We start from the raw sequence: 845 nt of genomic DNA on the forward strand, positions 1-845 counted from the left end.
GGGACGAATTGGCGGATCTGGTCGGGGACGGCTTTCATGTAGTCGGAGACGGCGACGACGGGGCCGGTGGCGCCTTCGAGTTGTTGGGTGACGAACGGGACCCGGGCGGGTTGTTCGGGGTTGAGGAAGGCTTCTTCTTCGGCGGCGAGGCCGTCGCGTCGGAGTTCGTTCCAGGAGGTGACGGACCAGACGTCGGCGGAGACGGACCAGTCTTCGGCGAGGATGCGCTGGGCTTCGATGGCCCAGGGCACTGACACGCCGGAGGCCAGGATCTGGGTCCGCGGACCGTCGATCTTTGCCGGGGCGAGCAGGTAGATGCCCTTGATCACGCCTTCGACGTCGAGCTCGGCAGGTTCTGCCGGCTGGACAATCGGCTCGTTGTACACCGTGAGGTAGTACATCAGGTTCCGGTCATCCGAGTCCGGCCCGTACATGCGTTCGAGGCCGTCGCGGATGATGTGGCCCATTTCGTAGCCGTAGGCGGGGTCGTAGGTGACCACTGCGGGGTTGGTGGAGGCCAGCAGGGGGGAGTGTCCGTCGGCGTGTTGGAGGCCTTCGCCGGTGAGGGTGGTCCGGCCTGCGGTGGCGCCGATGATGAAGCCGCGGGTCATTTGGTCCGCTGCTGCCCAGAAGGCGTCGCCGGTGCGCTGGAAGCCGAACATGGAGTAGAACACGTAGACCGGGATCAGGGGTACGCCGTGGGTGGCGTAGGCGGTGCCGGCGGCGGTGAAGGCTGCCACGGCGCCGGCTTCGTTGATGCCGGGGTGGATGAGCTGGCCGGCGGGGGATTCCTTGTAGGCCAGGACGAGGTCGCGGTCCACGGAGAGGTAGTTCTGGCCCTTGGG

At 66.9% G+C, this 845-nt stretch carries 1 protein-coding gene; it reads right to left on the minus strand.

What is annotated here, in order from left to right; genetic code table 11:
- On the minus strand, positions 1–845 hold an 845-nt coding region (locus tag AC1DBN_RS21380; protein ID WP_477724187.1), incomplete at both ends, for a transketolase-like TK C-terminal-containing protein.

This window comes from Pseudarthrobacter sp. 10T415, assembly GCF_056394175.1.